1 protein-coding gene (only partly in view) is annotated in these 12,263 nt (G+C 70.8%); it reads right to left on the bottom strand.

This entire window lies inside a single protein-coding gene on the bottom strand: locus AMD30_RS07040, encoding a non-ribosomal peptide synthetase (RefSeq protein WP_055475150.1). The 40,230-nt coding sequence extends 15,206 nt beyond the window's left edge and 12,761 nt beyond its right edge, so the window shows coding positions 12,762-25,024 (codon 4,254, partial, through codon 8,342, partial); reading right to left, the first codon wholly in view occupies window positions 12,260-12,262. The start codon and the stop codon both lie outside this window.

Here is a 12,263-nt window from a genome sequence, read left to right as displayed (position 1 = left end):
GCTCGCCGATCGCGGCCGGGATCTCGACCCGCGCGCGGGCGCCCCGTCCGGAGGCCACCGGCGGTCGCGGACGATCCGCGGGCAGTTCGAGCACGTCCGGAACACCGGCGAGTTGCTCTGCCCAGTAGGCCAATTGACGACCGACGACCGAGTCCGGGTCCTCGACCGAGCCCAGCACGGTGTGCTGCCAGATCGCGTAGTCCGCGAATTGCACGGCGAAAGGCGGGAACTGCGGCTCGTGCCCGGCGACGCGGGCGCTGTAGGCGGTGACGAGGTCGGACACCAGCGGTGCCATGGACTCGCCGTCGGCACCGATGTGGTGGAACACCACGGCGAGCACGAACTCGCCGGACTCGACCGGCCACAGGCGCGTGCGCAGCGGCCATTCCTCGGTGACGTCGAATCCCCTTGTCACCGCGGCGAAGATCTCGTCCTCGGAGTCGACGACCTGCCAGTCGAGCCGGCCCGCGACCGAGTCCTGCGGATGCACGAGCTGGTAGGGCACACCCTCGACATCGGGGAACGTCGTACGGAGGACCTCATGCCGACGTACGACGTCGCCCAGTGCGGTACGCAGCGCCTCGACGTCGAGGTCGCCGGACAGCCGCAGCACGATGGTCATGTTGTGGGTGGGTGCACTCGGATGCAGGCGGTTGAGGAACCACATGCGCTGCTGCGCGAACGACAGCGGAATCCGTTCGGGCCGTGGTGACACCGCCACCACGGGCGCGATCCGGGAGCCGCGACCGGTCAGCGCCGCCACCAGCTCGCGGACCGAGGGCGCCTCGAAGACGTCGCGGACCGAGACCTCGACCCCCAGGGCGTCGCCGACGCGGGCGCTCACCCGCATGGCCGACAGGGAGTTCCCGCCCAGGTCGAAGAAGCTGTCGGTGACACCGACACGGTCGACCTGCAACAGTTCGGCGAACACGCCGGCGACCGCGGTCTCCTCGGGAGACTCTGGGGCCACGTACTCGCCCGCGGCGAACTCGGGCTGCGGCAGCGCCCGTCGGTCCACCTTGCCCGAGGTCGTCCGGGGCATCTCGGGCAGCGCCATCCAGACGGTCGGGCGCATGAACTCGGGCAGTCCCCGCACCGCGGCGTTCCGCACGGAGTCGAGATCGACGTCCTCGCCCGGGCGGCCGGCGACGTAGGCGACCAGTTGCTCGCCCCCGCCGGGGGCGGTCGCGACGACCACCGCGACGTGTACGACACCGGGTGCGGAGGCCAGCACCGACTCGATCTCGCCCAGCTCGATCCGCTGTCCGCGGAGTTTCACCTGGAAGTCGGCGCGTCCCAGGTACTCCAGGACGCCGTCGGTGTTCCACCGTGCCCGGTCCCCGGTGCGGTAGAGCCGTCCGCCGCGCGGGTCGAAGGGATCGGCGACGAAGGTCTCGGCGGTGAGGCCCGGCCGGGAGGCATAGCCGCGTGCCAGCTGCGGTCCGCCGAGGTACATCTCGCCCGGAACGCCGGGGGGTACCGGACGCAGTCGATCATCGAGGACGTACACCGTGGAGTTCCACACCGGTGAGCCGATCGGGATGTTCGGCGCCGGCGCGTCCACGCGGCCGTAGGTGATGTCCACGGTCGCCTCGGTCGGACCGTACTGGTTGTACAACCCGAGTTCCGGGAGCAACCGCAGCAGGCCGCCGGCCAGCGCGGGGCTCAACGCCTCGCCGCCGGAGAAGATCCGTCGCATCGATCCGAGGTCGGCGTCGCCGGCGCCGGTGGCACCGTCGAGGAACGCCGCGAGCATCGACGGGACGAACTTCGCGGTCGTCACGCGGTGACGTTCGATGAGCCGGGCCATGTAGACGGGGTCCCGGTGCCCACCGGGTTCGGCGACGACCACGGGGGATGCGGCGTGGATGCCGCCGAAGTAATCCCACACGGATGCATCGAAGGTGTAGGGCGTCTTCAGGAGGAAGACGTGCTCGCCCGGTCCGTTCGATTCGCTGAACCACTCCAGGGTGTTGCGGAGTGCGCCGTGGGTGACGGTGACGCCCTTCGGACGTCCCGTCGAACCGGACGTGAAGATCGTGTAGACGGCGTGACCCGGCAGCACGCGCCGACTCCGGTCGCGGGCTCCGACCGGCGCGACCGCGAGGTCGACGGGTCCCGAGGCGTCGACGACGACCACCGGCAGGTCGATGTCCGCGAGCGCTTCCGGCCGGTCCCGACCGGTCAGGACCAGGGCGACGCCGGCCGTGTCGAGCATGTACCGGGTCCGCTCGACCGGGGACTCGGTGTCGATCGGCACGTACTGGCCACCGGCCGCCACGATCGCGTGCACGGCCACCATCACCTCGACCGATCGGTCGATGCAGACGCCGACCGCGACATCCGGACCGACTCCGAGCGAGATCAGTTCGCGCGCAAGCGTGCTCACGCGTGCCGAGAACTCGGTGTAATCGACGACGCGATCGCCGAAGAGGATCGCGGGCCGGTCGGCCGCACGCGCGCGGGCGTCGGCGACCAGGTCGACCACGGTGTGGTCGCCGCTGATCTCGACCTCGGTTCCGCGAGACCACGCCGCGACGTCGAGGCCCTGGGTCTCCGACACCAGCGCGAGGTCGGCGGTGAGCTCGCGGGGCCGACGGGCGACCGTCTCCAGGATGTGCACCAGCACGTCGCCGAAGACCCGGATCTGGTCGTCACCGAAGGCGGCGGGAAGGTACTTGAGCTGCAACGACACCCGGCCGCCCGCCGCGGCGGTGATCAGGTTGATCGGGTAGTGCGTGGTGCTGCGCGAGTCGACGTCCGCGACGACCAGGCCATCGGTCAGCCCGTCGGGCACCGTGTCCGGCGACGACAGCGCGTCGGTGTCGATGGGGAACGACTCGTGCACGGTCAGCGTGTCGAACAGCTGGTTCGTTCCGGTGAGGGCGGTCAGCTCCGCCAGACCGAGGTGCTGGTGGTCCATCACCGCCACCTTCGACGACTGCAGCCGGCGGAGCACCTCGACGATGGTCGACGCCGGGTCGACGTCGACGACGCTGGGCAGGGTGTTGATGAACAGACCGACCATGGTCTCGACACCGGGCAGATCGGCCGGGCGCCCGGAGACGGTCTCGCCGAAGACGACGACGCGACTGCCGGTCATCCGCGACAGGAGCACGGCCCACGCGAACTGCATCACCGTCGCGACGGTGACGCCCTCGGTCCGGGTCAGTTCCTCGAGACCCGCGGTGGTCTCTTCGTCGAGCATCACCCGGTACTGACGGGGGAGTTCGTCGTCGGTCGCCTCCAGGCCGGGCGCCACGAGGGTCGGTCCCTCGACGGGTTCGAGCACCTCTCGCCAGACGGCAAGTCCCGCATCGCGATCCGAAGCAGCCAGTCGCCGCACGTGATCGGCGAAGTCGAGACCGGTCGCGCCGGTCTGGCCGGTGTAGGTCTCGCCGGTGGCGTAGAGCGCGAGGAGGTCGGCCAGGACGAGCGGACCCGACCACCCGTCCATCAGGATGTGGTGGTTGGTCACCACGAGATGCGCCTGATCGCCGTGCCACACCAGCACGAATCGCACCAGCGGCGGGCGACTCAGATCGAAACGCGTGAGGCGTTCGGCGTCGACGATCCGCTGGATCTCCGCGGCCACCGTGTCACCCGGTTCGTCTGCCGGGAGTTCGACGACCCGCCAGGGGATCTCGACCTCCGCGGGAATCACCGCGACGACGGCACCGCCACCGGTGCGGAGGTAGGCCGAGCGCATGACCCGGTGCCGGGCGAACAACTGCTCGGCTGCGCCGCGCAGGCGCTCGCCGTCGACCCGGCCGCCGAGCGTCAGGACGACCTGGGTCACGTAGACGTCGACCGCACCGGCGTCCGCGCCGGCGGCTGCCAGCTGGGCCTGGAAGTACAGACCCTGCTGCAACGGGGTCAGCGGCCACACCGCCGAGCCCGGGTACGTGCGGGCCAGGTCGTCGAGATCGCGCTGGGTCACGTGCGTACCCGGGACGTCCGACGGGGACAGACCGATCCGGGTGCCGCGGTTCACCAGGTCCGTGAGAGCCGACAGTTCGGCCGCCCACAGCTCCAGCAGGTCCGCGACCTCGTCGGCCGCGAACAGCGCCTGCGGGAAACTCGCCCCGGCGACGAGCCGGCGGTTTCCCTGCTCGTCGTGCGCCGTGGTCACGCTGACCCCCAGAGCACTCAGCGCCACCATCCGTCCGGACGCCGACGACCCGAGGATCGGAGCGTCCGGCGCATTGGTGAACGGCAGGGGCTCGGATTCGGAAGCGGCAGCGCCGCCGCCGGCCCCGAAGTAGTTGAAGGAGATGCTCGGGAGTGGACGTGCGGCCAGCTCGGCGGACTGTCCGTACCGGAGCCAACCGAAGCCGATCCCGTTGTCCGGCTGCGCGAGTCGCTCCTCCTTCGCCGCCTTCACCGCGTGCACGACGTCGGCGCCGGGGTCGAGGCGCACCGGTACGAGCGTCGTGAACCAGCCGACCGTCCGGGACAGGTCCGCGCGGCGCGCTGCCTCGCCGGTGGCGAGCACCTCTTCGTATCGGCCGTGTCCCTCGGTGAGGACGGTGACCGGTGCGGTGTCGTTGATCTCGCGGCGCGACTGCCACGATCGGACCGCCCGCGCGAAGGCGCCGAGCAACACGTCGTTGACGTTGCCGCCGAACGCTTCCGGCACCGTGGTCAACACCGACCGGGTGACCGTCGGCGAGATCTCGTGCGAGATGTGCCGTTCGGTCGCCATCCGGTCCTGGTCGCGGTCCAGCGTGACGCCGAGCGGGGTGGGTCGCGCGGGCAACCGGTCCAGCCAGTGATCCACCTGATCGGACCACGATCCGGACTTCGCGGCGAGGGTGTTCGTCCACGCCTGCGCGCTGGTCTGTTCGGCGCGCAGCTCGATGTCCCGACCGTCGGAGAGCTGTGCCCACCCGGTGATCAGGTCCTCGATGAGGATGGGCCACGACACGGCATCGACACCGAGGTGGTGGATGACGAGCAGGACCCGGCCGACGCCGTCCCGATCGTGGATCAGCGCGGCACGCACCAGGCGCCCGGTACTCGGATCCAGGGTGGCCGAGACGGTCTCGAATGCGGTGCGGACATCGGCGTCGAACGCCTCGGTGCCGGTCGCGGCGGTGCTGGTGGCCTCGATGACCGCGTCCGCGGCGTCGAACCGGCCACCGGCCGACGATCGCCACTCCCCCTCGACGAGTTCCAGGCTCGCGCTGAGCATCGGGTGGCTCTCGACGAGAGCCGAGAGCAGGCCGGCCAGCGACGCGACGTCGAGTCCGGCCGGCGCCCGCAGAACCGCGGCCTGCACGAAGTCGGCGAAGTCGGCTGCGTCCTGGGCGTGTTCGATCATCCAGTGCACGACCGGCGACACCGCGAGCGAACCGGCGCCCGCCTGCTCGGACTCCTCCAGCATCGGCAGCCGCGCCGCATCGTCGTCGGCGGCCGCGGCCATCGCGCGGATGGTGCGGTGTTCGAAGATCTCCCGCGGCGACAGGTCGAGTCCGGCGGCGCGGGCCGCCGACGCGAGCTGGATCGACATGATCGAGTCGCCGCCGAGAGCGAAGAAGGACTCGGTGACCGACACCCGATCGAGCCCGATCAGGTGGGCGACGATGGACGCGAGGACTTCCTCGGTCGCGGTCGCGGGTGCCACGTGGACGTCGGTGTGGACCCCGAAGTCCGGTTCCGGCAGCGCCTTCCGGTCGATCTTGCCGGCGGTGTTGAGTTCGAGGTGCGGCAGCCGCACCCAGATCGTCGGCCGCATGTACTCGGGCAGTTCGGCGGCCACGGTCGACTTGACCAGGTCGAGGTCGACGTCCGCAGGGGCGACGTAGCCGACGAGGTGATCGGCGCCGGTGGGCGCCTTGGCCACGGTCACCGCGGTGTGCACGACACCCGCGACGGTCGCGATCACCGATTCGATCTCGCCGAGCTCGATGCGCTGGCCGCGCAACTTCACCTGGAAGTCGGTGCGGCCCAAGTATTCCAGGGTCCCGTCGGCACGCCACCGCACGAGGTCGCCGGTGCGGTACAGGCGTGAACCGGGCGCCCCGAACGGGTCTGCGACGAACCGCTCGGCGGACAGGTCGGGACGCGCCGCGTAGCCGCGCGCGAGCTGGACGCCACCGAGGTAGAGCTCGCCGGGAACCCCAGCCGGGACGGGCCGCAACCGGGCATCGAGCACCCAGGTGGACGTGTTCGCCACGGGGGTCCCGATCGGGATGAGCGCGGGCGCCGACGAGACGTCGGCGACGGCCACCTCGACCGCCGCCTCGGTGGGACCGAAGAGGTTGACGATCGCGACGCCCGGCAACACTGCCGCGACCTTCGCGACGACCGCCGGCGGCAGTGCCTCACCGGAGGCGAAAACCCATCGCAGCGAGGACATCTCGGCAAACCGAGCAGCCGGTACGAGATCGAGGAAGATCGACATCATCGACGGCACGAAGTGGACCGAGGTGGCCTCGGTGGACACGATCAGGTCCGCGAGATAGTCCGGATCGGTGTGGCCACCCGGGCGGGCGACGACCATGGTCGCCCCGGTCAGCAACGGACCGAAGAGCTCGGGCACCGAGACATCGAAGGTGTACGGCGTCTTCTGCACGATCCGGTCGCCGACCGCCCACGGGAACTCACCGAGTCCCCACCAGAGGCGGTTCATCACGGATGCGTGCGAGACCGTCACGCCCTTGGGGCGACCGGTGGACCCGGACGTGAACAGCGTGTACGCGGCGTGGTCGCCACGGAGCGGGGCCAGCCGTTCGGCGTCGGTGACCGGCTCGGCCTCACCGACCGCCTTCGAGGCATCGACGTCGAGGACGGTGACCAGATCGCCGAGACCCTCGATGGCCGACGGTCGGGCACCCGACGCCGACAGCACGAGCCGCACCCGCGCGGTGTCGATCATGTACTGCACGCGGTCGGCGGGAGCCGCGGTGTCGATCGGGACGTACTGTCCGCCTGCGGCGTGCACGGCGTGTACGGCGACGACCATCTCGACCGACCGGTCGATGCAGATCCCGACCGCCACCTCGGGCCCGACCCCGAGCCCGATGAGTGTGCGTGCGAGATCGGCCACACGCGAACCGAATTCCCCATAGGTGAGCCGGCGGCCCTCGAACTCGATCGCGACCGTGGCGGGGTCGGCGGCGATCCGCGCGGCGACGGCCGCGGGGATGACGGGTTCGCCGAACTCCTGTGTCGCACCGACGGACCAGTCGTCGACCTGTGCGCGGTCGGTCCCGGAGACGAGTGCGAGATCCCCGACCGCGCGCGTCGCACGGCCGGAATCGGTCATGTCCCGCAGCAGGGCCACCAGCCGACCGGCGAGTTCGCTCACCGTGTCGGCCTCGAAGAGATCGCGCGCGAAGATGACGGTTCCCGTCCACGGCCGGCCGGGCACGTCGGCGGCGACCGCGAAGGCCAGGTCGAGCTGTGCCGACACCTCGGGTGGCTCGACCGGTGTGATCGTGAGTCCGGACAGGACTGCCGCGTCGGAACCGGAGCCGCCGCCGGCTGCGGGCCCGGACTGGTCCAGGGTGAACAGGACCTGCGCGAGCGGCGCGAAGGCCTCGGAACGGATGGGGTCGAGGTGTTCGACGAGGGTCTCGAACGGGATGTCGGCGTTGGTGAACGCGTCGAGATCGGTTGCGCGCACCTGGGCGAGCACCTCGTCGACCGTCATTCCCGGGACGATGCGGGAGCGGAGCACCAAGGTGTTGACGAACATGCCGACGACCGGGTCGAGGACGCGCGATCCACGACCGGCCACCGGGGTGGCGATCGCGATGTCGTCGGTGGCGGACAGTCGCGCCAGCAGCACCGCGAGCGCGGCGTGCACGACCATGAACGGCGTGACGCCGTGGGCACGTGCCGCGGAGTTCACCGCGTCGGCGACCTCGGCAGGGATCTCGAACGCGATGCGCCCGCCCCGTGTGGAGGCGACGGCCGGGCGGTCGTGATCGGTCGGCAGTTCCAGGACGTCGGGCAGTCCGGCCAGGCGTCCGGTCCAGTGGGCGAGCTGCCGGCCGAGGACCGAATCGGGGTCGTCGGCCGAACCGAGCACCTCGTGCTGCCAGATCGCGTAGTCGGCGAACTGGATCTCCAGAGGCTCGAAAACCGGTGCGTCCCCGGCACTTCGGGCGACGTAGGCGGTCACGACATCGGCGACGAGCGGCTTGCGGGATTCACCGTCGGAGGCGATGTGGTGGGTGACGACGCCCAGCACGTGGGTCTCGGCGTCGACCTGCCACAGGCAGGCCCGAACCGGCCACTCCCGGGACACGTCGAACCCGCGGGTGACCGTGCGCTCGAAGTCCTCGGCCGTCGTGACAACGGAGAACTCGAGCCGCGCGGGGACCTCGTCGGCAGCCGAGACGCGTTGGAACGGGCCGTTGTCGTCCTGGGCGAACGTGGTGCGCAGGACCTCGTGACGGACCACGACGTCGACGATCGCCGCGCGCAGTGCCGCCACATCGAGGTCACCGACCATCCGGACGACGGTCGGGATGTTGTACGTCGGCAACGTCGGATCGAACTGGTTGATGAACCACATCCGTTGCTGGGCGAAGGACAGCGGGATTCGGTCCGGCCGCGGGGACGCCGCGACGACCGGCGGCAGGGCCCGGCCGCGCTCGCGGGTGCGCGCCACCAGCTCGCGCACCGTCGGAGCGTCGAAGATGTCCCGCACCGACACCTCGACCCCGAGGGCGTCGGAGATCCGGGCGGCCAGCCGCATCGCGGACAGGGATGTGCCACCGATGGCGAAGAAGTCGTCGGTCGCGCCGACCCGGGCGACGTCGAGCAGCCCGGCGAAGATCTCGGCGACCTCGGACTCCTGGCCCTCGGCCGGGGGCACGTACTCGCCGGCGGTGAACTCCGGTGCCGGAAGCGCACGACGATCGACCTTGCCCGAGGTGGTCAGCGGCATCCGGTCCACGACCATCCACGTCGTCGGCACCATGAACTCCGGGAGCCCGCGCCGCGCGACGTCCTTGACCGTGTCGGCGTCGAGCTCGACGCCCGGTCCGGCCGCCAGGTAGGCGACCAGCTGCTCGCCGCCCCCGGCCGGGGCGGCGACGGTCACGGCGGTGTGCACGACACCCGGCGCCGATCCCAGCACCGACTCGATCTCGCCCAGTTCGATGCGCTGACCACGCAGCTTCACCTGGAAGTCGTTGCGGCCCAGGTATTCGAGCTCACCCGCGGCGTTCCAGCGCCCACGGTCACCGGTGCGGTACAGCCTCGCGCCCGCCGGCCCGAACGGGTCGGCGACGAAGGTCTGGGCGGTGAGCCCGGGCCGTGAGGCGTACCCACGCGCCAGCTGGACCCCGCCCAGGTACAGCTCGCCGGCCACTCCGACGGGGACCGGACGCAGGCGTGCGTCGAGTACGCGCACCGTCGAATTCCAGACCGGGGTACCGATCGGGATGTTCTGGGCCGGCGGCCGGGTGACGGCGCCATAGGTGATGTCGACGACGGCTTCGGTGGGGCCGTACTGGTTGACCAGCAACGCATCCGGGAGCGCGGCGGCCAGTCCCGTCGCGAGACCCGGGAGGAGCGCCTCGCCACCGGAGAAGATCCGGCGCAGGCCGGCGAGCCTCTCGATGCCGACACCGGTGGCGCCGTCGAGGAAGGCGGCGAGCATGGAGGGCACGAATTTGACCGTGGTGACACCGTGGCGCTCGATGAGCCCGGCGAGGTGACGCGGGTCGCGGTGTCCGCCCGGTTCGGCGACGACAACCGCCGAGGCGGTGAACACCGGACCGAAGAACTCCCAGACCGAGGCGTCGAAGGTGTACGGGGTCTTGAGCAGGAACCGATGCGGCCCTTCGCCGTTCGAGTCGCTGAACCATGCGAGAGTGTTGCGCAGCGCACCATGGGTGACGGTGACGCCCTTCGGCCGTCCCGTCGATCCGGACGTGAAGATCGTGTAGACGGCGTTGTCCGGATGCACGACACCGAGACGGTCGGCATCGGTCACCGGAGGCACGGGCGCATCCGGCAGCGCGGCCGAGGCGTCGACGCGCAGGATCCGGCCCCGGAAGTCGTCGAGGACGGCGGGGACCGGCCCGGGGCCGACGACGACGGTCGACACACGCGCGGTGTCGAGGATGTACTGCCCGCGTTCGGCCGGGCTCTCCGTGTCGATGGGAACGTATTGGCCACCGGCCGCGACGATTCCGTGCACCGCGACCATGATCTCCACCGAACGGTCGAGACAGACGCCGACGGCGACATCGGGACCGACACCCGCGTCGACGAGCTCGCGGGCCAGCAGCGAGACGCGCGCCGCGAATTCGGTCTGGTCGACCACGCGGTCGTCGAAGATGACCGCGGGCGCATCGGGAGCCGACGCGGCGTTCGCCGCCACGAGATCGGCGACGGTCTGCGGTGCACCCACCTCGACCCGCGCGCCCGCCGCGAAGTCGTCGAGACGCGACGACTCGGCAGGCAGCACGAGGTCGGTGTCGCCGACGGGACGAGACGGTGCGCTCAGCACACCGGTCAGAATCGCGACGAGCCGCTGGGTGAGGGTGTCGATCGTCGAGGGGTCGAAGAGGTCGGTCGCGTAGATGACCGAACCGGCCCACCGGCGTCCGTCGTCCCCGCGGTCGATCGCGAAGTTCAGGTCGACCTTCGCGCCCGGAGCCTCCTGCGGCAGCGGTTCGAAGCTCAGGTCGCCGACGGATCCGCCCTGTTCGGCGTCGATCGCGAAGTCGGCCGAGGCCGACTGGTCGAACGTGAGATTCACCTGGGCGAGCGGGGCGAAGGCCTCCGTCCGGACCGGGTTGAGCTTCTCCACGAGCGTCTCGAACGGAACGTCGGCGTTCGCGAAGGCATCCAGATCGGTCGTTCGCACGCGGTCCAGCAGGGACTCGAAGGACTCGGTGCCGTCGACCGGGACCCGGAGGACGAGCGTGTTCACGAACATGCCCACGAGCGGGTCGAGGGACGCCTTCCCGCGCCCGGCGATCGGGGTACCGATGACGATGTCGTCGCCGGACGAGAGCCGCGCGAGCAGGACTGCGAGGGCCGCGTGCACGACCATGAACGGGGTGACCGCCCGCTCGGCCGCCACCCGTTCGATCGCGGTCCCGACCTCGGTCGGGATCTCGAAGTCGAACCGGTCGCCGCGCTGCGACGCCACGGCCGGACGCGGACGGTCGGTGGGCAGTTCGAGCAGATCCGGCGCACCGGAGAGCCTGCTGATCCAGTGGTCGAGCTGGGCGGCGATGAGCGAGTCGGGGTCTCCGGCCGAGCCGAAGACGTCGTGCTGCCAGAGCGCGTAGTCGGCGAACTCCACCTCCAGCGGGGCGAACACCGGATCGCGGCCCTCGGCGCGGGCGCCGTACGCGGTGAGCAGGTCGGCGAGCATCGGTTTCATCGACTCGCCGTCGGCGGCGATGTGGTGGACGACCACCACGAAGACGAATTCGCCCGCGCTCACCGGCCACAGTCGGGCGCGGATCGGCCAGTCGACGGTGACATCGAAGCCGTCGGTCACCGCGGACTCGATCTCGGACTGGGAGCCGACGACCGCCCAGTCCAGCCGGTCGACCTCGTCCGGACCGTCGATGCGCTGGTGGGGGACGCCGTCGATCTCGGGGAAGGTGGTGCGCAACACGGCTTGTCGTGCGACGAGGTCGGCCACCGCGGCCCGCAGCGCGTCGGTGTCGAGGTCGCCGCGCAACCGCAGTGCGATCGGGATGTTGTAGGCCGACGACGCGGGCTCGAACCTGTTGATGAACCACAGGCGTTGCTGTGCGAACGACAGCGGGACCTGCTCCGGGCGCGGCGACACGACCGTCACCGGCGGCAGACCGGATCCGCGTCCGGACACGGCCGTCACCAGATCACGGACCGACGGCGCCTCGAACACGTCCCGGACCGACACCTCGGCGCCGAGCGCATCGGCGATGCGGGAGGCGAGGCGGGTCGCCGACAGCGAATTGCCGCCGAGGTCGAAGAAGCTTGTCGTGACCCCGATCTCGTCGACGCCGAGCACCTCGGCGAAGACCTGCGCGACCGCGGTCTCCTGCGGGCCGGCGGGCGCGACGACATCCTCGACGACGGTGGCCGAGTCGGGTACCGGGAGGGCCTCACGATCGAGCTTGCCGTTCGCCGTCAGGGGCAGGGTCTCGAGGTCGACGATCTGGTCCGGGACCATGTACGACGGCACCGCACGGCCGGCGATTCGCCGGACCTCGGCGACCTCGACCGCGTTCTCCGTGTCGCGGACGAGGTAGCCGATGAGTTGCTCACCGCGGCCGGGGATGTCGACGACACGC

The organism is Gordonia sp. HS-NH1 (genome assembly GCF_001418765.1).
Taxonomy (GTDB): domain Bacteria; phylum Actinomycetota; class Actinomycetes; order Mycobacteriales; family Mycobacteriaceae; genus Gordonia.
The sequence above is the reverse complement of the archived record's forward strand: the minus strand, read 5'-3'. Positions and strand labels throughout refer to the sequence as shown.